This window comes from Arthrobacter sp. R4-81, from assembly GCF_054792365.1.
In genome coordinates this window covers 591,738-612,756 of record NZ_CP096445.1, presented here as the reverse complement: position 1 = coordinate 612,756, position 21,019 = coordinate 591,738, and the positions used below count along the sequence as shown (strand labels likewise).

General features: G+C 63.0%; 22 protein-coding genes and 1 pseudogene. 10 read left to right on the top strand and 13 right to left on the bottom strand.

Annotation, left to right across the window (positions count from 1 at the left end):
- Window positions 1-384, bottom strand: a complete 384-nt coding sequence (locus M1E05_RS02860) for a winged helix-turn-helix transcriptional regulator (RefSeq protein WP_458112281.1) — start codon at window positions 382-384, stop codon at window positions 1-3.
- 83 nt (window positions 385-467) lie between these two features.
- Here M1E05_RS02860 and M1E05_RS02855 point away from each other — a divergent pair, with 83 nt between their 5' ends.
- From M1E05_RS02855 to M1E05_RS02845, 3 genes and pseudogenes are all read left to right on the top strand, one after another.
- Window positions 468-869, top strand: coding sequence for a nuclear transport factor 2 family protein (locus M1E05_RS02855; RefSeq protein WP_458112282.1), 402 nt, complete (start codon window positions 468-470; stop codon window positions 867-869).
- 229 nt (window positions 870-1,098) lie between these two features.
- A pseudogene (locus M1E05_RS02850) lies at window positions 1,099-1,248 on the top strand (DUF1206 domain-containing protein); the annotation flags it as partial.
- 93 nt (window positions 1,249-1,341) lie between these two features.
- Window positions 1,342-1,848 carry a DUF1206 domain-containing protein gene (locus tag M1E05_RS02845; RefSeq protein WP_458114576.1) on the top strand — a complete coding sequence of 169 codons (507 nt, stop codon included), beginning with the start codon at window positions 1,342-1,344 and terminating at the stop codon, window positions 1,846-1,848.
- Between the two features lie 25 nt (window positions 1,849-1,873).
- Here M1E05_RS02845 and trxB read toward each other — a convergent pair whose 3' ends face one another.
- From trxB to M1E05_RS02830, 3 genes are read right to left on the bottom strand one after another with little or no spacing between them, the layout of a single operon-like run.
- Window positions 1,874-2,863, bottom strand: coding sequence for a thioredoxin-disulfide reductase (gene trxB, locus M1E05_RS02840; protein WP_458112283.1), 990 nt, complete (start codon window positions 2,861-2,863; stop codon window positions 1,874-1,876).
- A gap of 22 nt (window positions 2,864-2,885) precedes the next feature.
- A complete protein-coding gene (locus tag M1E05_RS02835) occupies window positions 2,886-3,308 on the bottom strand; it encodes an arsenate reductase ArsC (protein ID WP_461164366.1) in 423 nt (140 codons plus the stop codon).
- A 37-nt stretch (window positions 3,309-3,345) separates the two neighbouring features.
- Entirely contained in the window at window positions 3,346-4,020 is a 675-nt protein-coding gene (locus tag M1E05_RS02830; RefSeq protein ID WP_458112285.1) for an arsenate reductase/protein-tyrosine-phosphatase family protein, read from the bottom strand.
- A 45-nt stretch (window positions 4,021-4,065) separates the two neighbouring features.
- On the opposite strand from M1E05_RS02830, the gene M1E05_RS02825 reads away from it, so the two are divergent.
- Entirely contained in the window at window positions 4,066-4,803 is a 738-nt protein-coding gene (locus M1E05_RS02825; protein WP_458112286.1) for an aquaporin, read from the top strand.
- Between the two features lie 499 nt (window positions 4,804-5,302).
- Entirely contained in the window at window positions 5,303-6,379 is a 1,077-nt protein-coding gene (locus M1E05_RS02820) for a TerC family protein (RefSeq protein ID WP_461164365.1), read from the top strand.
- Between the two features lie 241 nt (window positions 6,380-6,620).
- Here the strand turns inward: M1E05_RS02820 and M1E05_RS02815 are convergent, their stop codons facing one another.
- Window positions 6,621-7,298, bottom strand: coding sequence for an anti-sigma factor family protein (locus tag M1E05_RS02815; RefSeq protein WP_461164364.1), 678 nt, complete (start codon window positions 7,296-7,298; stop codon window positions 6,621-6,623).
- Window positions 7,295-7,795, bottom strand: a complete 501-nt coding sequence (locus M1E05_RS02810; RefSeq protein WP_458112289.1) for a sigma-70 family RNA polymerase sigma factor — start codon at window positions 7,793-7,795, stop codon at window positions 7,295-7,297. The genes M1E05_RS02815 and M1E05_RS02810 overlap by 4 nt, the downstream gene beginning before the upstream one ends.
- 179 nt (window positions 7,796-7,974) lie before the next feature.
- Between M1E05_RS02810 and M1E05_RS02805 the strand changes: the two genes are divergently transcribed.
- Together M1E05_RS02805 and M1E05_RS02800 are read left to right on the top strand one after the other, a co-directional pair.
- The gene (locus M1E05_RS02805) at window positions 7,975-8,502 is read left to right on the top strand and encodes a COG4315 family predicted lipoprotein (protein WP_458112290.1); all 528 of its coding nucleotides are present in this window, start codon (window positions 7,975-7,977) and stop codon (window positions 8,500-8,502) included.
- A gap of 52 nt (window positions 8,503-8,554) precedes the next feature.
- On the top strand, window positions 8,555-9,235 hold the full coding sequence (locus tag M1E05_RS02800; protein ID WP_458112291.1) for a VOC family protein: 681 nt from the start codon (window positions 8,555-8,557) through the stop codon (window positions 9,233-9,235).
- A gap of 75 nt (window positions 9,236-9,310) precedes the next feature.
- Here M1E05_RS02800 and M1E05_RS02795 read toward each other — a convergent pair whose 3' ends face one another.
- From M1E05_RS02795 to M1E05_RS02780, 4 genes are all read right to left on the bottom strand, one after another.
- A complete protein-coding gene (locus M1E05_RS02795; protein WP_458112292.1) occupies window positions 9,311-10,072 on the bottom strand; it encodes a hypothetical protein in 762 nt (253 codons plus the stop codon).
- Entirely contained in the window at window positions 10,069-10,623 is a 555-nt protein-coding gene (locus M1E05_RS02790) for an RNA polymerase sigma factor (protein WP_458114577.1), read from the bottom strand. The genes M1E05_RS02795 and M1E05_RS02790 overlap by 4 nt, the downstream gene beginning before the upstream one ends.
- Before the next feature lie 130 nt (window positions 10,624-10,753).
- Complete coding sequence (locus tag M1E05_RS02785; RefSeq protein WP_458112293.1) at window positions 10,754-11,392, bottom strand: protein tyrosine phosphatase; 639 nt, start codon at window positions 11,390-11,392, stop codon at window positions 10,754-10,756.
- Between the two features lie 138 nt (window positions 11,393-11,530).
- Window positions 11,531-12,205, bottom strand: coding sequence for a hypothetical protein (locus tag M1E05_RS02780; RefSeq protein ID WP_458112294.1), 675 nt, complete (start codon window positions 12,203-12,205; stop codon window positions 11,531-11,533).
- Window positions 12,206-12,432: 227 nt separating this feature from the next.
- On the opposite strand from M1E05_RS02780, the gene M1E05_RS02775 reads away from it, so the two are divergent.
- Window positions 12,433-13,026, top strand: a complete 594-nt coding sequence (locus M1E05_RS02775; RefSeq protein WP_461164363.1) for a DUF5655 domain-containing protein — start codon at window positions 12,433-12,435, stop codon at window positions 13,024-13,026.
- Window positions 13,027-13,128: 102 nt separating this feature from the next.
- Here the strand turns inward: M1E05_RS02775 and M1E05_RS02770 are convergent, their stop codons facing one another.
- Together M1E05_RS02770 and M1E05_RS02765 are read right to left on the bottom strand one after the other, a co-directional pair.
- Window positions 13,129-14,322, bottom strand: coding sequence for a baeRF2 domain-containing protein (locus M1E05_RS02770; protein WP_458112296.1), 1,194 nt, complete (start codon window positions 14,320-14,322; stop codon window positions 13,129-13,131).
- A 5-nt stretch (window positions 14,323-14,327) separates the two neighbouring features.
- A complete protein-coding gene (locus M1E05_RS02765) occupies window positions 14,328-14,573 on the bottom strand; it encodes a hypothetical protein (protein ID WP_458112297.1) in 246 nt (81 codons plus the stop codon).
- 174 nt (window positions 14,574-14,747) lie between these two features.
- Between M1E05_RS02765 and M1E05_RS02760 the strand changes: the two genes are divergently transcribed.
- Complete coding sequence (locus M1E05_RS02760; RefSeq protein ID WP_461165182.1) at window positions 14,748-18,293, top strand: DEAD/DEAH box helicase; 3,546 nt, start codon at window positions 14,748-14,750, stop codon at window positions 18,291-18,293.
- Window positions 18,294-18,452: 159 nt separating this feature from the next.
- Window positions 18,453-19,421 (top strand): IS481 family transposase, encoded by a 969-nt coding sequence (locus tag M1E05_RS02755; protein ID WP_461164362.1) that lies wholly within the window; start codon window positions 18,453-18,455, stop codon window positions 19,419-19,421.
- Window positions 19,422-19,727: 306 nt separating this feature from the next.
- Here M1E05_RS02755 and M1E05_RS02750 read toward each other — a convergent pair whose 3' ends face one another.
- Entirely contained in the window at window positions 19,728-20,849 is a 1,122-nt protein-coding gene (locus M1E05_RS02750) for an IS110 family RNA-guided transposase (protein ID WP_461163206.1), read from the bottom strand.
- Window positions 20,850-21,019: the final 170 nt, after the last annotated feature.

Below are 21,019 nucleotides of genomic sequence, written 5' to 3'. Positions count from 1 at the left end.
TTAGCTGAACGCCGCCGGGGTGACGCGCTTGTCATAGGACTCCCGCGCTGACATCACATCTTCGATATATTCCTCAGCCCAGAGGCCCAGCGCCGTCAGAGGCTCTCGCAGGGTTTGGCCGAGAGCGGTCAACTCATACTCAACGCGGGGCGGCATCTCGTCATACGATGTCCGGTCCACGATCCCGTCCCGTTCCAGGTCCCGCAGCGTATCGGCCAGTACCTTACCGCTGATGCCATCCACGGCTTGACGCAGCTCACCGAACCTCAACGGACCCCCACTGAGAGCAATGACGATCATGGCCGTCCACTTGTTTGCGATCTTCGCCAGGGAAGTCCGGGAGGGGCACGTGGCCACCATTACGTTCCAAGCCGGGACAGTCACTGAATCAAGCTCCTTAGTTACGTTGATGTAACAGGTTACCGACTGTAACTATAGGCGGGTAAGCCCAAGCGAAGGAGAACCAGATGACTGAACAGACTCCGGCGGCCGTGACCGCCTCATATTTTGACGCCCTCGGCCGCGGTGACGTACCCGCGGCCATGGCACTCCTGAGCCCTGACGTGGTGTGGCATCAGCCGGGTGCGAACCGTTTCTCCGGTGACCACACAGGCCTCGATGGCGTGGGTTCGTTGCTCGGCGGGATGATGGAAACGAGCCAGGGCACGTTCCAGCTCGCCGTCACCGGGCCCGCAATGGTCAATGGCGAGTACGTTGCCGTTCCTGTTCAGTTCTCCGGCAAGCGCTCGGATGTTTCCATGGACATGTCCGGTGTCGATCTCCTCACCGTCCGAAACGGAAAAATCGCCGAGGTGCGCCTGTTCTCAGAGGACGGCGCGGCAGAGGACGCATTCTGGGGACACCCCTAAGCCATCCAATAGACGACGGGCCGGCGGCACTGGAGAGTGCTGCCGGCGTCTTGTTCCATCACGTCGTCGAACGGTCTATGTTGTAGGCAGACATGCAACCAGCCCCGTGACAGGCCTCTCGCGGAATCAACATAACTGAGTCAAGTACAAGGGGCCGATCATCAAAAAGGAACTCAGAGAGGCGGCAGCAACCGCCGAAGAAGCAAGTGATTCACGGGCGCTTGAGCTGGTGGCGCGTGCCGGGTTCGCCGTCAGCGGTGTCCTCCATTTTCTCGTAGGCGCCATCGCCATCCGTCTGGCAACCGGCGGAGAGGGCCAGGCAGACGTGAGTGGCGCCGTCGGAGAGCTGTCCAGCCAACCAGCCGGCCCCCTGCTGCTGTGGAGCTGCTTTGTAGCTTGCGTCGCACTTGCCCTCTGGCAAACGGGCGATGCCGTCTTCCACTTTAATCATCTCTCCGGCAGGCAGAAGCTGATGAAGAAACTGAAGGCGGCCGGCCTGGCTGTGGTTTTCGTTGCCTTCGCCGTCACTCTTGGCTCCTTCGCCCTGGGAGCACGACAGGACAACGGCGAGTCTGCGAGCGATCTGACTGTCGCTGTGATGAAGGTTCCCGGTGGGATGGTGCTGCTGATCCTCGTGGGAACAGCCGTGGCCGTCACTGGTGTGGTTTACGCCATCCGGGGGTTCCTTCAATCTTTCGCCAAACTTCTCCGTTGGCCCACATCAGCCCCTGCCCGCCGCGCCGTGAAGATCGTGGGAATCGCCGGTTATGCGGCCAAGGGAGCTGCCCTTCTGCTGGTGGGCCTGCTGATCATCATTGCTACGGTGCAGGCGCAGCCGGAGGAGTCCACCGGCTTGGACGGCGGACTCCGGGCTCTCCGCGAGCAGCCTCTGGGCGTGTACGCTTTGGCTTCTGTAGGAATAGGGCTCGCCTGTTATGGGGTGTTCCAGGCGGTGCGGGCCAGGTTCGGAAAGATGTAGCGGGGTTACTCCGTTGTCCAGCGGTTCAGGCGTGGGTGGGCTCTTCCACCAGAGCGGTGGCGATGCTGTCCGCGTCGTCCAGGGCGGCCAGGTAGCGTTCGGCGTCGAGGGCTGCGGCACAACCGGTTCCGGCGGCGGTGATGGCCTGGCGGTAGCGGTGGTCCACGGCGTCGCCGCAGGCGAACACCCCTGAGAGGTTGGTGACGGTGGTGGGCGAATCAACCTTGATGTAGCCCTCGGCGTCCAGCTCCACCTGCCCGGCCACGAGCTCCGTGCGCGGTACGTGCCCGATCGCCACGAAGATGCCGGTGGCGGCCTGCTCCCGGGTTTCGCCGGTGCGGGTGTCCTTCAGCGTCACGCCGCTGACTTTTCCGTCGCCGTGAATGGCTGTGACGGCCGAGTTCCACGCGAATCTGATCTTCGGATTGTCCTTTGCCCGCTGGGCCATGATCCGGGATGCACGCAGCTCGCCCCTGCGGACGACGACGGTCACGGACTTTCCGAAGCGGGTCAGGAAGGTGGCTTCCTCCATTGCGGAGTCACCGCCGCCGACGACAATGATGTCCTGGTCGCGGAAGAAGAATCCGTCGCAGGTGGCGCACCAGGAGACGCCGTGGCCGCTGAACTTCTTCTCCTCCGGCAGGCCCAACTCCTTGTAGGCGGAGCCGGTGGCGAGGATCAGCGCCGGCGCCTCGTGGGTCTCGCCGGCGCCTGTGACCACACGCTTAAGGTGGCCCGTCAGCGTAACTTCGGTGACGTCGTCGAACACCACCTGCGCGCCGAATCGTTCGGCCTGCTGCTGCAGCCCGTCCATAAGCTCCGGCCCCTGGATCCCATCGGGAAAACCCGGGAAGTTTTCGACGTCGGTGGTGTTCATCAGGGCACCGCCGGCGGTGACGGATCCCGCCAGAACGAGCGGCTTCAGCCCGGCCCGCGCCGCGTAGATGGCGGCGGTGTAGCCGGCAGGGCCGGAGCCGATGATGATCAGCTGTTCGGTGTTCTTGGCGTCGCTCATGAAAGGCTCCTGCTCGAAACTGTTACTTGACTGCGGGCGTAAGGGACTCGATCAGGTTCTCAATGCGGCCTTTGATCTCGTCGCGGATGGGCCGGACGGACTCGACGCCCTTGCCGGCAGGGTCCTCCAGGACCCAGTCCTCGTAACGCTTTCCCGGGAAGTACGGGCATTCATCGCCGCACCCCATGGTGATCACGACGTCGGATTCCTTGACGGCCTCGGTGGTGAGGACCTTAGGGGTCTCCTTAGACATGTCGATGCCGAGCTCGGCCATGGCCTCAACGGCGGCAGGATTGATCTTGTCGGCGGGCTGGGAACCTGCGGAGCGGACTTCGATCTCGCCCATGCCCAAGGTGGTGAGGAAGGCGGCGGCCATCTGCGAGCGGCCGGCGTTGTGGACGCAGACGAAGAGGACGGACGGCTTCTTGGTTGTTTCGGTGGTCATCGTGTATCTCCTGATTGAAGTGAATTTCGGACGGAAGTCAGGCCGCATGAACCCGCGGAGCGAGATCGCCTATCCGGTGGGCGATCTCCTGGAAGGCATGCTCAAATGCTTCAGGGGTTCCTTGCCGCACAGGATCGGGGACTGACCAGTGGACGCCCCCGAGTCCACTCAGCTCTTCATGGGCGTTGTCGCAGACAGTGACGACAAAGTCACCCTCGCCCGCCAGCGGGTCAAGCCGCTGCGGTGCCGTATCCGGAAGGCTGAGACCGTGGCGCCGCGCAACCTCAATGGCACCGGGTGCAATGCGGCCGGCGGGATGGGTTCCGGCAGATGTAGATGGGATTTCGCTGATCTGCTGCCAGAGCGCTGTGGCCAGTTGCGATCTGGCGCTGTTTCGTGTGCAGACGAAGACCACGCGCTGGGCTCCGTGCTCAATCCCCGGGACCAGGCCTTCGAGAGCGCCGGGAGTGAGCCGGATGTAGCTGCGCCTCCTGTCGGCCTCTGAGCGGCGCCGGGTCACAAGGGCCGCCTCCTCAAGAGTGCGCAGATGATGGGACAGCAGGTTCGATGGCATCCCCAACTCGGCCTGCAGTTCTGTGGGAGAAAGATCCCCAAGAGTCAGCAGGTCAACGATGCGCAGCCGTGCTGCATCAGCGAGTGCGGCATGCTTGGCCACTCGCTCACGAAACTTGTCCATTTCGTCAATAGTCATTGCCTCAAGTTTGACTGAGATAATTCTTTCGGTCAAGCTGGTCCAATGAATTCTCCCCAGCCCCCTCTATGGCGACGTGCCATCGCGGAACTCCTCGGTACCAGCCTGCTTGTGACAGTTGTGGTCGGCTCCGGGATCGCTGCCGAACAACTCTCGCCGGGCAATATCGGCTTGCAGCTGCTCGAGAACAGCACCGCCACAGTTTTCGGCCTGACCGTGCTGATCCTGATATTCGGTCCCGTCAGTGGCGCCCATTTCAACCCTGTGGTCTCTCTCGCGGACTGGGTTCTTGGACGGCGGAGCGGCTCGGGGCTAAGCCTGCCCGAGGTGGGCATTTACGTGGTGGCCCAGACTGCCGGCGCAATCAGTGGAAGCGTCCTGGCTAACGCGATGTTCGACGTCGGGACCTCTATTTCCACGAAGGACCGGCTCACCCCGGGGCACCTCCTTGGTGAGATCGTCGCCACCGCCGGGCTGATCCTTCTGATTTTCGCCTTGGCCAGAACCTCCCGCGGCGTACTCGCCGCTCCGGCCGTGGGCGCCTACATCGGGGCCGCCTACTGGTTCACCTCTTCAACGTCGTTCGCGAACCCGGCAGTCACAGTGGGCCGCATGTTCAGTGACACTTTCGCCGGGATTCTGCCGGGCTCGGTCCCCGGCTTCGTCCTGGCGCAACTCGTGGGAGCGGCAGCCGGGATGGGCCTTCTCCTGATCCTCTTCCCCACGGCGGGCCGCTCCGCCGATGATGTTGTCATCCCCCACCGCGCTGCAGTGGACTCCTGACGGGCGAGCTCCTCATACGGGATCTCCTCCCGAGGTCCGGCACCCCACCACTATTACACCGGCTGGGATGCCACAAGAACGCGCAGAGCGGTTCATCAGCCTCGATCCGGAAACGGCCTTTGCGTTCTCCAAGACCACCGGGGAATTCCCTTTGAAGGCTGGTGATTTCATCACGGACGCCGTTGTGCCGATCAATACGAGTACGCGGACGGGCGCCGGGTCCTGTCCGAGGCGGGGGCGTCAGGCCAGCCGCGGCCGGGATTTGAAGGGCCGATCAGCTTTGCCCAGTGTGAAGAGATTGCGGTGATGCGCCCCATTTGTCGATTAGAACGACGGCTTTGGGTCGGCTATGATCTTCTCATCAAGGGGAGTACTCCCGTCTGTGATCGGCCCGTCAATACGGATGCACTTACGCATCTCGGGCCGACGGTTCCGGTGTCATCCGGGCGGAGGAGACCTTGGCGTCTCTGTCCAACGCCTACCCCTTTGGAGCATCCTCATGCAGGTCACACCCCTGATCTGGTTCATCACGATCGCCGTGACGATCCTGTTCTTCGTCTACGAGTTCTTCGCCCACGTCCGCAAACCCCACGAACCGTCCATTGCAGAATCGGCGCGCTGGTCGGCGTTCTACATCGGACTCGCACTACTGTTCGGCGTGGGAATCGGCGCGGTCTCGGGATGGACGTTCGGCGGCGAGTACTTCGCCGGCTACCTCACCGAGAAGGCACTGTCGATCGATAACCTGTTCGTTTTCCTCATCGTGATGGCCGGATTCGCAGTACCGAAGAAGTACCAGCAGAAGGTGCTGATGATCGGGATCATCATCGCCCTGATCCTGCGCGGCGGATTTATCGCGATCGGAGCGACCCTGATCGAAAACTTCTCCTGGGTCTTCTACATCTTCGGTGCCCTGCTCCTCGTTTTGGCCTACCGGCAAGCATTCAGCAGTCATGCGTCCAACCCGGCTGACGGTAAGTTCATGACACTTGTGCGCCGGGTCCTGCCTGTCACTGATGAGTATCACCAGGACAAGCTCACCGTGATGCAGGACGGGAAGCGTTTCGTCACGCCGATGCTGCTCACAATCATTGCGATCGGTTTCGTAGACCTCATCTTCGCCGTCGACTCAATCCCTGCAATCTACGGCCTGACCAACGAGGCGTACATCGTCTTCACCGCCAACGCGTTCGCGCTGATGGGTCTGCGTCAGTTGTTCTTCCTCATCGGTGGACTGCTCGAGCGCTTGGTCTACCTTGCCCAAGGGCTGGCCGTCATCCTCGCCTTCATCGGCGTGAAGCTCGTCTTCCACGCCCTGCACGTCAACGAGCTCCCCTTTATCAACGGCGGGGAACCGCTCCTCTGGGTGCCGGAGATTCCCATCTGGCTCTCGCTGCTCTTCATCGCCGGCACCATCGTCGTAGCCACCATCGCGAGTTTGCTCAAGACCGGCGGCGACGCCCAGAAGGACGACCGCGGACTGATCCCCGGTGAACCAATGGTGATCACCGCCGGCCCACGGAACGAGGAATCCGAGGCCGACAAGAAGACGATGACGACTACCATGTCCAAGTAGCTCCCCACCGGCGCCTCACACCTGAAACGGGCCTGACGATCGGGTATCCCATATGCCTCTATATGGGATACCCGACCCCCTCCCGAGCATGATGACAACGGGCTACGGCTCTCTCCGAAACCACCGCTCTGCACCAACCCAATAAAGCGCCATCCCGAGAAACCCAAGCACGGTAATCAAGATAATTTGCAATGCCGCTGATCTACTTCCTGCACTACTTTGTCGCCTGCAGAAACACCAATCAGGGTGGACCGTCAGGTACCGAAATAACGGCTACAGGCTGCTGGCGATCATTGCGTAATTCCACTTCGGAAATGCTGGTCAGCTGTACCGGCGTAGCGCCGGTGACACGGACTCGGCCGCTGGGCGTCGCTGTCCACGCGCAGGCCCGGTCCTCAGCGCCGGCACGGTCCTTTACCCACAAGGACAACGTTCCATTCAAGGGCATGCTCCGGCCTTCCAGGGCGAGCTCGGTCCCCCAGTTTTTCTTGACAAGCCCAACGGTCACCTGGAGGCCGCTGCTTGCCTCCACCGAATAGCTGGCATCTGGCTTGGGCGGCTGATTCAGCAGCGGCGCGGCGACGAAGCCGACAGCCAGGCAAGCGGCAGCAACTGCACCCACAACAGCCGACCAGCGCCGTCGCATTTTCCGCTGACGTATAGCAAGTCCATCCAGCAAGGCTGGCGGAACGGCACGGACATCCTGGGTTTCACTCTCTGCGGAGCGGTGCCAGGTCAGGGCCACAGCATCCGGGACCGGAAGCGCCTCCAGCAGTGAGGGGAGGCTTTTGAGATCCTCAAGCTCGTTGCGGCACTCTGCACAAAAGTTCAGATGTTCCTGGAAACGGCCGGTATCCGCCGCATCAAGGCCGCCCAGGAGGTAGGCGCCCAGCAAGTGATGGAGCTGATCCCTGCTCACCTCTCGACCCCCATTTCATCCAGGACGGTTCTCAGCGCCTTGACCGCATAGTAGGCGCGGGACTTGACCGTGCCGAGCGGAACGTTGAGCTGAACGGCGGCTTCGCTGACCGTGAAACGCCGGTAGTGCAGAGCCACCAGGACATCGCGGTGCTCTGCGCTCAACCGCAGCAGGGCTTCCTCCATGAGAACCCTGTTCAGCAGTTCGTCGACGCGTTCGACCGCCTCGGCGGGATCAGCCACGTCGCGTTCCGTCGCTTCGATGGGGCGCCTTTGGGCCTTGCGGTAGTTGTCAATCATGATGTTCCTGGCCGTACGGAAGAGGTAGCTGCGAAGGCTGCCTGTGATCTGCGGAGCATGCTGCCACACCCTGAGCACTGTCTCCTGCACGATGTCATCAACACCGTGCGGGTCAGGAGACGCGTTCAGGACAAAACGGCGCAGCGCTTGCCCGTGTTCCCGATAGATGGCAGCCACTACCTCTTCGTCAAGCGGCACGTGCCTTCCTCTTTTCTATCCCGCCCCGTACGACGCTTCAGCGCCGTGATTGGTTCATTTGAACCATTCTCCGCCCCTTGGCGTCATACCTGTTATCCCCGGCTGAGTGCCATGGTTCGTGGTATCCCAACCAGAAATATCCCCGCACGCAAACCCCGTACTCACCTCAAGGAGTAGATATGAACAAGCAATGGGGCATCGGCTTCTCCGCTCTGGCGCTGGCGGCAGCGCTTGCCGGCTGCGGCGGGAGCCCGGGAACCACGGCCCCCACTACCGGAGCGCCTCCTACGGTTTCCTCGGCTCCGGCGCCCGGTGCCACCACTACTGCGGCAGCCGACGTCGAACTTAAGACCGCTTCCTCAACTGCCGGGCAGATAGTGGTGGACGGCGAAGGGAAGAGTGTCTACTTCTTCACGAAGGACGTCAAGGATTCCGACACCAGTGCCTGCAAGGATGCATGTGTCGCGGCGTGGCCTGCCGTTACCACCACCTCTGACACACCGAAAGTTGAAGGCGTCACCGGGGAGATCGGCACCATCAATACGGCGGACGGCGCCAAGCAGATCACCATCAACGGCCTGCCGATCTACTACTTCGCCCAGGACAAGGCGCCTGGCGATATTTTGGGCCAGGGGGTCATGGACGTCTGGTATCTGGTCAGCCCGGCAGGAGACATGATCAAGTCGGCGGAGGCAAGCGGCTACTAGAGCAGGAACATTGGCGCGGTCTGTCGAATGCCACGGGCGGTACGGTTGAGTTGTGAACGCCACTATCGATCACCTGGTCATCGCCGCCGATTCGCTGGAACAGGGCGAGAATTGGTGCGCGGCCACGTTCGGGGTTCAACCCTCCGGTGGTGGCAAGCATGTGTTGATGGGTACACATAACCGAGTGATTGCCATCAGCAGCGAGAGCTTCCCGGACTGCTACCTCGAGGTCATCGCGATCGATCCTGACGCGCCGCCGCCGGGGAGGCCGCGCTGGTTCGGACTCGACCACCCCGAGGTGCGCGAGGCTGTCCGCGAACGCCCTCGACTGGTGCACGCAGTGGCCCGCACCCGGGAGATTGAGATGCTGCGCCGGAACCTTGCCAGCTCCGCCCTCAATCCTGGCGAGGTGCTGTCAATGCAGCGCGATACTCCTCACGGACTGTTGAGGTGGCGAATAACAGTCCGCGACGACGGTGGTACTGAATGCGCAGGCGCGCTGCCCAGCTTGATCCAATGGGAAGGGCAACATCCGTGTGCCCATATGGCGCCGACGGAGTTGGCGCTGCAGGATCTGATGCTCCGCGGCGTTCCGACGCAGGTGGTCGACGTGCTGAAGCTTCCGGCCGTTCAGGCGAGCCCGATCGAGGATGCGCAGAACCCACCAATCACCGTGACACTGGAATCGCCGCTTGGCCGTGTTGTGCTCGACGCCTGGCACTTCAAAGGCTGAACAGCCCCAGATCGGAGAGCATCATGCTCAAGTCCCTGCTGTGGCAGGGCGTCATGCAGAGCGGTTGCGGAATCCTCAGGGCTGTGGAGTGGCGCCGTCAGTCCGCTCAGAAGAGGGAAGTGCAGGCAAGGACGGCAGGCCCGGCGGCGTCAGCGCCGGGGCCGGGATACTCGGCGCGGCCGGAACGTTCGGAATGGCAGGAGTGGTTCCGTTCGGCCAGGGTATTTCGGAAGACCTGCCAGGTGCTGTGCCTGGATCACCCGGAGCTTGGCCCCCGTCCTGACGGGGGTGGGTGCCGTCAGCCGGACGCCCGTTCGTCCCGGAGGGGGTCGGGGAAGATCCGCCGGGCGACGGCGATGTCCGCTGGAACTCCCCGCCGGTTTCCGTTGGTCCCGGTACCGTTGGGTTCTTGGGGCCCTGTTTGGGGTTCCCGCTCCCGAAAGTGGAGGCAATAGAAGTGAACGCCGAATGAAGTGTGTCGCGTACGCCCTGGTCAGCTGCGGCCGCTGCGCCACCACCGACGGCCAGCGCAGCAGCTACTCCCAAGACGGTCAGCGGAAGCCTGCGCTGGTTGCGACGCCGGGCGGCGAGGTCGACGACGTCCGCGCCGCCGCCGTCGGGCGATCCGAAGTCGGGAGTTCCGGCGTGCAGGCCGGAGCCAGCGGGCGTGGTTCCCTCCATGAGGGCGAGGATCTCCGCGCTTGGTTCCGGCTGCTCCGTTCCCAGGGAACGCAGCTCATGCAGGACGGGGCGAAGGTCGTCTGCCTCTTCAAGACCGGCCTCGGCCAGGACTTGGTCAATGAGGCGGTCGCTTCCGGATACGGGTGTGTAGCTCATGATGTGCCTTGTTTCGTAATTGACGCACGGTCCCTGAGTGCGCTAAGTGCCCGGCGCTGCAACTGCTTTACAGCTCCCGGAGTCTTGCCCATAATGTCTGCCACTTGTTCTACTGACAAGTCGGCTACGACCCGCAGAGCCAGAACCTCGCGGTAATCCTCGCTGAGATCCTCCAGCAACGCCGCTGTGCCCAGCCCGTTGGCCTGCGACAACGCCTGGTCTTCAGCCGATGTCGAACTCCGGCCGTCCAGCTGTGCCTCGTACGGGCTCAGTGCCGGCGCGCGTTCGCTGCGGCGGTAGTGGTCCACCATCCGGGCATGTGCAATAGAGAAGATCAACGATTTTGCCCCCTGCAGCCCGCCCGTCAGGCTTTCCAGTTTGGGAAAGAAGGCCAGGAAGACGTCTTGGGTGACGGCCTCAGCGTCGTCGACTCCCTTGGCCCGGAGGTAGCCCAGAACTGCACCGGAATATCTGCGGTAAGCGACCGTGAATAGCACGGACGGGTCTGCGCCGTCAGTGTGCACATATTCATCAGTCACAGAGTCCAGCAACCGGGCTCCTCCATCCATGCGGCGAAGTCAGCGTTCCTGATCCTGGAACAGCTCTGACGTCACGCGCTTTTGTGGGCCGCGGAGCTCCTGCGGAAAGGCACAGAGCCCCGCGGCCGCTAGAGATTAAGCGCTACGGGCGTACAGCCGATGAGGCAACGTCAGCGGCCTCCGTGGGAACCTCGACCGGCAGTTCCGGAGCTGCCGGTACGGCAGCCTGGGTCGGCAGCTCGGGAACTGCCGGAGCTTCTACCTTAGCAGTGGCCGATCCGGAGACCTCAGCCTGGCCTTCAACGTGGCCTGCAGCCTTGCCTGCCTCGATGACACCGGCGCAGTAGCTTTCAATGCCGGTTTCGCCACCGGCAGCAATGCTCAGTGAGACGAATCCTTCAGAGGAAGCTTCGAGGCCGCCCTGGGTGAATGCTGTGCAGAGACCGTAAGCGGCGGGACCGGCTGCATCAACGGCAGCGGCTACACCGGCGTTGGCGGCAGCGCTGGCTCCGGCTTCGGTTCCTGCTTCGGTTCCGGTGCCGGCCTCAACATTGGTGTCTGCATCGGCGTTGGCAGCAGCGTCAGCGGCAGCCTTGGCGGTGCCTGAAACTCCGTCAACGTGGGGGGCAGGGGCTCCCAACAGCTCGTGGGCGCTCTGCTGAACCTCGGTGGGAAGTGCGCCGGCGTATGCTGCGGCACCGGTGCCACCAACCGCCAGGGCGCCTGCGGCCAATGCGCTCGCGGCGACTTTACTGGTGGCAATAACAGTGAACAAGGACATGGAACCCTCCGAAGAATTTGGGACTTGTGCAAAACCGGCTCTCGTACTGCCGGCAGGTCAGGTGGTGCGGAGCAACGCCCGCACTCCCTATACATCGCCTTGCACCATGGATCGGTTACGCGATATCCAAAAGTTTTTTCACGGAGACTTTGTGAGCAGCTTTTCCGTCCGCCGCAGTCTGAAAAAGATCGCCAGCGCTATACCCGCCACAGCAAGCGCAACGATCCCCCACCACACCAACGCGCTCCCCTTGCCCTGGTGGACTAGGGAGGCCTGCTCAAGATGCCGGGAGGATGTGGCGCTGTTGTCCTTTGCGCCTGAGGCAGGAGCAATACCTTGGCCAGCGGGTCCCGCCCCGCCGGTTACCTGGACCTGTTGCGCGTTGGAGCCAGAACCATCAGTTACCGAATTCGAGTCTGTGGACGAAGCTCCGGGGTCATCACCGTCCAGCGAGCTGTCAGCGGGAGCCGAAGGGTTTGGACTGGGCGCGTAGGAAGGAGCGACGGTCTCCTCCGCCGGCCCCGGACCGGAAGGAACGGCCGGGGCAGGGTCGGGAGGCGGGTTTGAGGGCGATCCCGGAGCCTCAGAGGGGCGTGTTGGAGCCGGTGCAGGTTGAGTGGGTGTGGGTTCCGCAGTCTCTGGCGGGGAGGGGGAGCAGATCAACAGGAAGCACGTGTCCTGCGGCGCCCGACCCGCAGCGTTGGCTACAGGAATCCCTGCGGAAAGAACCAGCATCGCCCCGAGCGCGCCGGCTGCAGCACCGCGTCGAAGCCCCCCATGGAAACCAGTCATCGTCTGAAAAACGGTGAACATTGGAGTGACCATAGTGACTCACACTAATCAATGGTCACTGCGAAGGAAACCCGGGACTGCGCCATCGCTTCCTTGCAACAGCAGCATCCCACGCGCTTTCGCCGGGTACTGCAGAGGCCATTGCCATCCGATTTCGACGATGCAGCTCAGCAGTTCAGCATGGGCATTTTGGGAGCGTCCCTGCTCTTCAAGCTGCAGGCAGGCTGCCAGCCGGTAGCATTTAGACCATGGCGAAGCCAAGCAATCTGAAAGATACTGCGAAGTCCTGGCAGACCATGGTGGACAGCAACCAGGCCCTTCTGCAGCGTAAAACCGGGCATGACGTCAGTTGGTGGGCTGAGCGCGCCCGGGCAGCAGGTTTGCAAAACGACGCCGAGCTCCGGGTTTGGATGAGGGAGGAGCACGGCATCACCGGTTACGCCCAGTACGCCGTGTCCTGGGAGATGTTCGGCTACCCGGAATTCATGCTGCGCGACGCTGACGAGCTTCTGGATGCCCAGTACGCCAGTCATCCGGAGCTGCGGCCGATAGCCGATGCCTTGCTGGCGTGGGCAGCTGAGACTGAAGGTGTGGAGATCCAGCTGCGCAAGGGCTACATTTCCCTGCACAGCCCCCGACGGAAATTCGCGCAGGTGGCACGCACCACGAACACGAGTGTTGATGTAACCCTTCGTCTGAATGCGCCCATAGAGGGAAGAGTCGAAGCTGTGAAGTCCCGTGCCGAAGATCCCTTCACCCGCAGGCTTCGGCTCAAGGCCGCATCAGACGTGGATGCGGAGGCTCTGTCTATCCTGCACAGTGCCTTAGAGCAGAACCTGTAGGCAGGAACCAGCAGGGGAGTCTACGGCTAAGGCCGGGCGCGACGGCGGGACGCTCCGATGCTCTGGAGCGTCCCGCCGTCGAATGCCGGCTGCCGGTAGTTGCTAGCCTTCTCCCGGGACCGGCGGACCAACCGGCCAGCGGAGGAGCGCCGCCACGACGGCGCCGCCTGGAATCGCTGCCTTGGGCAGGATTTCGACGTCGGCGTCTGTCAACACTGCTGCCCGGATCAGCGCAGCGGCAGCGGACGCCTTGCCCAGGATCTGAGCTCCGAGAGTTTCCTCTTCCACGGTGGCAACCCAGGGGCTGGAGCCCAGGACCAGCATTTCCCTCGCCGGATTGCTGTCAGGATCAGTAGCCGTGTTCCCTCCGCCTGGATCTGATGTCAGTTCCGTGCTCAGGACCAGCGTTTGCACTTGCGCCTGCTGGAGGGCGTGAACAACGGCCCCGATCCCGGTCGCAGCCTTTCCGTTGCTGTGCCCCTTCTCCTCCTCGAGCTGTTCGAGCAGCCGCCGCTGTGAATACGCCTGGTTTTCAGCCAGCAGCTTTTCAACGGCAGCATCCATCACTTCCGGATGGGCGCCGCCGGCCCTGGTATGCGAGTCCACGGTGGTGGCAATCGCACGGGCATTCTCCGACAACTGGTGCAGGACGAGGTCGCGTGCCCGGATATCCCCACCGATAGCGACAATTGCCGGGCGTTCGGCCTGCACCAGACGGTTTATTTCGGCCGCCACATCTTCAGCGTTTTTCCGCCAGATCTCCTCGGTCCGGTGCTGGAACTGCCCTTGGGACCAACCGCCACCGGGTACCTTTTTGAGGTTCTCTGTGCTGCCCTGCACTGAGTGGCTGGATTCAGATCCGCCCGTGATGGCGCGACGCGCGTAGGCGAGCTTGATGTCAGCACCTGAGCGGTCAACACTGGCGGTCACCACTGGTATGTCGGAATCGGCATGACGCAGAAGCGGCAGGAGGTCCGGCGCTACCCCGACTTTTACATAGGGACTGTCGACGCGCTCGCCGGCGAGCACCTCGTCCACTTCAACCCGGCCGTCGTGGACCAGCAGGAAGCGGGCCACTGGATTTTGCACTCCCTCCAGCGGCTGGATAGCTTGTTCGACAGCCTGGGCATCCGCTTTGGCAGCTCCCGCTGCAAGAAGTGCATCACGGATCTGCCCGGGCCGGACGTCTGCCGCCTCCAGGGAATCGACTGTTCCCGTTCCGGCGTCAGCCAGCACTGTGCACCAGGTGCCGTCCTTCTCAAGGAGCTTCGAGAATCTTTCAAGGGTCGAATTCATCCCGTTCACCCGTTTCCCGGTGTTTCGGTGTTCTTCCGGCTGCCGGCCTCGGTGGGTTCAGGCTCACCGGCGGGCAGATTTTCCCGGACGGATTCCCTGATTTCCTGGCTGTCAGTGTCGTCCGGAAGGGGCTCGGTTTCCCGCCATTCCTCTACGTGTCCTGACCTGTTTCCTTGGTGAAGCGCTTGGGTTTCCTGCTTCATCTTGTCATCCAAGGCTGGCCCATGGGTGGTATTTCCCCGCTCAACCATCTCGATCTCCTTTCCTTTTGAACCTAAGGTCAAACGTGCTGCAGATCACTTTCAACGTTAGCATCGGGCTGTTTCAAGGAGAACTGTCAGCGGCTACGTTCGGGCGCAGGTTTCGCTGACTAAGATGGATCAGATAACCTGCAGCATTTTGACCTGCCGAAAGTAGTGCATACCATTCCATCCCAACCGGACCAGAGTTCGGCGCTGGCAATTCAGACCCCCGCTATCAACGACCGCTCCCTTGCGGCCGGCCTGGCCTATGCCATGGGCAGTCGGGTCTCGGGCATCACGTTCGATGCCGCAACAGGGCTCATGCTTGGCAAGGTCAGGGGCGGCGCCGAGGTCCCGTATTCGACCACCGCCAAGCTTGTCCGGAAGGCCGGTGGCTGGAGTTGCACTGTGGGTGTGTGCAGTTGTCCTGTCCGCAAGGACTGTAAGCATGTCGCTGCCCTGTTGTTCGCAGCCGAGGACAATCCGGCAACGCGCGTCCAACTGCTGGCCCCTGCGGAGATCTCCCGGCTTTCCCGCGATCAGCACAGCCTGGAGCTGGCCGACTGGGAGCAGGCATTGAGCCCCCTCATCGCCAAGCCGGGCATCACCCAGTCCACCAATGGCATCCCCCTGGCTCTGCAGTTTGAGATCGAAGAACCTGCACCACACTTCTCCTACACCGGGCGCCGCGATCCGCTTCGAAGCGTCCGGCAGCTGAAGGCCCGGCCAGTCATCATGGGCGCGAAGGGAAAATGGATCCGGGGTGACGTCTCCTGGAACACCCTCAGCTATCTGAACTTCAAACGCGAGTGCAACCAGGAGCATGTCGAGTGGATGCAGGAGTTCCTGGCATCGCATACCGTCCAGGCCAACCGGCAGCACGTCGCGTCGGCCCCGTGGCTCGGCCTGAACACCTACGCCGGCAAAAACCTGTGGACCCTGCTCGCTGAAGCACGGAAGATCGGCGTCGCCCTGGTCCACGGCCGCGGACAGGAACCTGTCCGCTTCGCGGACTCTCCCGCCGTCGTCGGGCTTAACCTCACCCGTTCCGGGCCAGCCGTCACCGAGGACTCGGCCGGCGGGGCGGACTCAACCGGCGGGGCCGCCGCTTCACTTGATGCGGCCGACGGCGGCGGGCTGGTGCTATCGCCCACCGTCACCGTTGAGGGCGAGGTGGTGGACCCGGCTTCCGTGGGCACCATCGGCCGGCCGGCGCACGGGATCTTCCTGACCTCGGACCACGCCACACTTCCCGGAGTGGACGGGCCCGCGTCGGGTCCCGGAACCCCTTCCGCTGAACCTGTGATCACGCTCGCGCCGCTCGAGAGCGGGCTCAGCGAAGAGCTCCTGAACTTCGTGACCGCTGCGAGCACCCTTCATATCCCGGCCAAGGATGAGAGCCGGTTCCTCACTGGCTTCTATCCGAAGCTCAAGCAGGCTGCCCGCGTGACCGCCTCTGATGAGTCGGTGAAACTGCCCACCCTGGCCGTTCCCACGCTCTCCCTGCTGGCAAATTATGGCGCAGACCACCGGGTCCGGCTGCACTGGGAATGGCATTACAAGTCCGGAAACCTGGTGACCGCCCAGCCTCTGTGGCGCCATTCGGACGATCATGGCTACCGCGATGATCCCAGCGAAGCACGCATTCTGGAGGCCGTGGGTCAGCCGTGGGACGTTGTGCCTGCCCTCGGCGAATCCGCAGCCGGAGGTTGGGGCACGCCCCGGCTCGCGGCTTCTGTTGAGCTCAAAGGCCTGGACACGCTGGCGTTCACCGAGGAGGTGCTGCCGCGGCTCCGCGAAACAGCCGGCGTCGAGGTGGACACCGCAGGCGTCATCGCCGATTACCGCGAGGCTGACGAAGCCCCCGTCGTCGCTATTTCCACCAAGGCCACCGAGCAGCGGGACTGGTTCGACCTCGGAATCGTCATCACCCTCGAAGGCCAGCCCGTCTCCTTCGCTGCACTGTTTTCCGCGCTGGCAGCAGGGCAAACTCGCATGCTGCTGCCAAGCGGCGCCTACTTCTCCCTGGATCTTCCGGAGCTGCACCAGCTCAGGGCGTTGATAGATGAAGCCCGGTCGCTGCAGGACAACAAGGACGCTCCCCTGCAGATCAGCCGGTTCCAGGCCGGTCTGTGGGACGAATTGGCGCACTTGGGAATTGTGGATGAGCAGGCGGCCGCGTGGCGGGAGGCGGTTGGCGGGCTGCTCGACGGCGGCACCAACGGGCTTCCGCTGCCGGCCTCCCTGAACGCTGAGCTGCGCCCCTACCAGCTCGAAGGATTCAACTGGCTAACCTTCCTGTACAAGCACGGCCTGGGCGGAGTGCTGGCGGATGACATGGGACTCGGCAAGACAGTCCAGGCGCTGGCACTGATTTGCGCTGCCAAAGAGGCATCCGGGGTTGATTCCGCTGGGGTTGATGCTGGAGTTGCCGGAGCTGGCAAGGATGGAGCCGTAGTTGATGTCAGCGGCGCAGCCGTGTCCGGGCGGGCACCGTTCCTGGTGGTCGCGCCCACCAGCGTGGTGGGCAACTGGGAAGCGGAAGCTGCACGCTTTGCGCCCGGGCTGACAGTCCGGGCCGTCGGCGAGACCTTTGCCAAAAGCGGCGCCGATCCTGTTGAAGCAATGGCCGAAGCCGACGTCGTGATCACCTCGTACGCCCTCTTCAGAATTGACTACGAGGCCTACGCATCCCGCGCCTGGGCAGGCCTGATGCTGGACGAAGCCCAGTTCGTGAAGAACCACCAGTCCAAGGCGTACCAGTGCGCGCGGAAACTGCAGGCGGGTTTCAAGCTGGTGATCACCGGCACGCCGTTGGAGAACAACCTGATGGAGTTCTGGGCTTTGACGTCCATCGTGGCTCCCGGGCTCTTCGCCAGCCCGGGCCGCTTCGCGGAGAACTACCAAAAGCCGGTGGAAAAGAACGGGGACAAGGGGCAGCTGGACAAGCTCCGGCGGCGCATCCGTCCGCTGATGATGCGCCGGACCAAGGAGCAGGTCATCCGGGATCTGCCGCCCAAGCAGGAGCAGATCCTGGAAGTGGTCCTGAACCCGCGCCATCAGAAGGTCTACCAGACCCATCTGCAGCGTGAGCGCCAAAAGATTCTTGGCCTGATCGACGACGTCAAAAAGAACCGCTTCACGATCTTCCAGTCCCTTACCTTGCTGCGTCAGCTGGCCTTGGACGCCTCGCTGGTTGATCCTGCCCTGACCGCGGTGCGGTCCAGCAAGCTCGACGTATTGTTTGAGCAACTGGACGACCTTGTGGCCGAGGGCCATCGGGCGCTCATCTTCAGCCAGTTCACCGGCTTTTTGGGCAAGGTCCGTGAGCGGCTCATCGAGGAAAAGATTGAATTCTGCTACCTCGACGGCAGCACCCGTAACCGGTCCGACGTGGTCAACGAATTCAAAAACGGAACCGCACCTGTGTTCCTCATCAGCCTTAAGGCCGGCGGCTTTGGCCTGAACCTCACGGAGGCCGACTACGTCTTCCTCCTGGATCCCTGGTGGAACCCCGCCTCGGAAGCCCAGGCCGTGGACCGGACACACAGGATCGGCCAGGCGCGGAACGTTATGGTCTACCGGCTGGTGGCCAAGGACACCATCGAGGAAAAGGTCATGGCTCTGAAAGCCAGGAAATCCCAACTGTTCTCGGATGTAATGGAAGGCGATACCCTCGCTGGCGGATCACTGACAGCCGAAGACCTGGCCGGGCTGTTCAACGACTGACGCTGAGGTGGCAGCGACCGCTTAGCGGCCAGCCTGGAGCGCCATCTAGCTGTATTGACCACGGACATTAGTGACGCTCGGCGTGGTTTGGTGACATGAAGAAGACCTCCGGGTGGAGTGGGGCTTGCCTAGAGTCCAATTCCACGCACGGAGGTCTTCATGTCCCACCCTAACGCTTTCCTGACCCCACGTGGCAGGCTGCACCTCGCTCAATGTGTTGTTGAGCAGGGCTGGAGCCTGCGCCGCGCAGCTGAGCGGTTTCAGGTCTCGGTACCCACGGTTGCGCGCTGGGCACAGCGTTACCGCGAGCACGGTCCGGCCGCGATGACCGACCGTTCCAGCCGGCCGCACTCCTCGCCGCAACGGACCGCAAGGCGTACGGAGCGGCGGATCATTGCCGTGCGCGTGAACCGCCGGTGGGGTCCGGCAAGAATCGGGTATCTGCTGGGCATCCACCCCTCCACCGTGCACCGCGTCCTCTCCCGCTACCGGCTGGCGAAGCTGACCTGGCTGGACCGAGGCACAGGACGAGTGATCCGCCGCTACGAACACGCCCACCCCGGAGACCTGGTCCACGTTGACATCAAGAAACTCGGCAGGATCCCCGACGGCGGCGGGCACAGGGCCCTCGGCAGGGCCACCGGAATACAGAACAGGACCAGGACCCCGTCCAACCGAAGGCCCGGCTACCACTACCTCCACAACGCCGTCGATGACCATTCTCGCCTGGCCTACACCGAAATCCTCACCGACGAGACAAAGGAAACCGCAGCAGCGTTCTGGCAGCGAGCCAACGCGTGGTTCCAGTCCCGTGGCATCACGGTCCAACGGGTTCTGACCGATAACGGAAACTGCTACCGGTCCCGCCTCTTCGCCGAGGCCTTGGGCCCGGATGTCAAGCACAAACGCACGCGCCCCTACCGGCCCCAAACCAACGGTAAAGCCGAACGGTTCAACCGCACCATGCTCGAGGAATGGGCCTACGCCCGCCCCTACCGATCAGAAACTGAGCGTGTTGCCGGATTCCCGGACTGGCTCCATGCCTACAATCACCACCGAGCCCACACTGCCCTCAAAGGTCAGACACCGGCCAGCCGCGTCACTAACCTCTCCGGTCAATACACCTGATATGTAGTCCTGCGTTGTCAATAGGCATGGGGAAGCGGTCCCGGGGTTGAGTTGCCTGGGACCGCTTCCCTTTGTGGCCGGGATGGGCGTTGGTGTGTGGTCAGCGTGTCGTTGGCGACGGCGCGGTCAGACTGATATGCGCGGGTTGGTTACCGCAGGACGAAGTGTTCGGCTGGAGGTTACCGCTGGTCTAGCAATGACGGGCGTGGCCATTCCGGTTGCCCATAGGTGTATCGCGGGTTTACTCCACGCGCTGCAAGGACCACTCACGACTTTCACTTCCCGGGTTTTTCCTTGCCCCCTGGATCAGGGGCCGGAAGCTGTCGAGCGGGGGCCGACTTCGGCCTGATGTGCGCCGGTGGCCAGGGACCAGCACCAGCCGGCGAGCTCGCGGGCGACGGCGACGTTGGCGATGACCGGACGCTTACGGCGTTCGAGGTAGCCGATCCAGCGGTTGTGCAGGCGCCGGTTCCCGGCATGGCCGCGGATCCGTGCTTCGGAACTGGCTTCTTCCCACCGGGACCGCATCAGCCGTGACGGGTTGTCGTATGGTCTGCGGTGGTGCCAGGCTGCCTCGACGAGCAGCCGGCGGGCGTGTGTGTTGCCGGTTTTGGTGATGGAGCCCAGAGACCGGGACGCTCCCGATGAATGCTCTGCCGGGACCAGCCCGAGGTAAGCCCCGATCGTGGCGCCGGTAAAGCGATGCCAGTCACCGATCTCCACAGCCAATCCGAAGGCAGTCAGGGTCGAGATTCCCCGCAGGCACTGCAGCGCCCGGACAACGGATGTGTATTCGCTCCCGTACGCCATCGCAGTGATCGCCTCATCGAGGCGGTCGCGGCGGTCCGAGATCTCGTGCATCGCCTCAAGAGAAGACTCGTAGGTCAGTTGCCGGGCAGGGGCATCGAAATGCTGCCGGGCCAACCAGAGCTGATGGGTTCCGGTCCAGGCCTGCCCGCCCGAATACACCATGCCCTGGCGAAGCAGGAGCTTGGAGATCCGGTGCCGGGACCGCATCAGATCCCCGCGGACATCTTCCCGGGCGCGCACGAGGTCCCGCGCCGCTTCCTGGTCCGCTGACGGGATCCTGACCGACGTAATCTCGCCGAGTTTCAGCAGCCGGGCCAGATGGAGTGCGTCCTTGGCATCGGTCTTCACTCGGTCCCCGGACGGGCGCTGGAGTTTGGACGGAGCCGCGACCACCGTGTCGATCCCCGCCGCGAGCAGGAACCGGGCCAGACCGAAACCCGTCGGGCCGGCCTCGTAGACCACCCTCACCGGGGTAGGCAGGGATACGATCCAGGCAAGAATCTCGCCATGGTCCGGAGTCATCCGGTGCGGAATGACTTCACCGGTCTGCCCGTCCAACGCGCATGCGACAACGGTACGGGCATGGACATCCAAGCCAACGCTTGTACGCTCGAACATAGCTGGAACCTCCAATTTTCAAATGTGGCTCTACCTGTCCGCCAAGTGTGGCAGGCAACCCACGCCTTGCTTTGAAAAGGAGGTTCCAGCCCCTTCGGGCCACACTTCCTGGTCCTTCTGGCAGAGGCCATCAGCGCCGGGACCAGGATCCGGAACGCCACTACACTTTT